Genomic DNA, 533 nt, shown 5'->3' with positions numbered 1-533 from the left:
GACGACGACCACGTTGCCGCGCGTCCGCAGCCGGGCGGTGTGTTCCGCGTACGCCGCGCTCTCCGCGCCGCCGGGCGGCAGCGCGGGGGCGAGCGCGATCGCCGCGCTCGTGCACTGAAGCGCGAGGACGGAGGGCGAGTCGCCCAGTCCGGCGGCCAGCCTGGCCAGGTAGTTGAGCGTCGCCGGAAGCACCACGACCGCGTCGGGCCACTGGGCGAGGTCGACATGCCGGGCCTTCGGCTCGGGCTCGTCGGGCCACCGGTCGGCCAGTACGTCGCAGCCTCCGATGGCGGTCAGCGCCTCCCGGGTGACGAACCTGGTGGCCGCCTTGGTCAGGACGTAGCGCACCTCCGTCCCCGGGTGCCCGGCCTTCAACCAACTGGCCCAGAAGGGCAGATGCGCGGCGGTCACGGACCCGGTACCGACCACCAGCAGGCGGCGCGCGCCCACCGGTTCCCCCGCGTTCGGCGCAGCGGTCACCGGGCCACCGCCCCCGCCACCGGGGCGGACGGCACCGGGCCGTCGGACGGCGC

The 533-nt window shown here is 76.4% G+C and carries 1 protein-coding gene; it reads right to left on the bottom strand.

Translation table 11 applies throughout. From position 1 onward, the window contains the following. Positions 1–480: flavoprotein (locus ACYVE9_RS30495; protein WP_461031080.1), on the bottom strand; the 480-nt coding region annotated here is incomplete at its 3' end. Positions 481–533: the final 53 nt, after the last annotated feature.

The organism is Streptomyces sparsus, assembly GCF_054776295.1.
The sequence above is the reverse complement of the archived record's forward strand: the minus strand, read 5'-3'. Positions and strand labels throughout refer to the sequence as shown.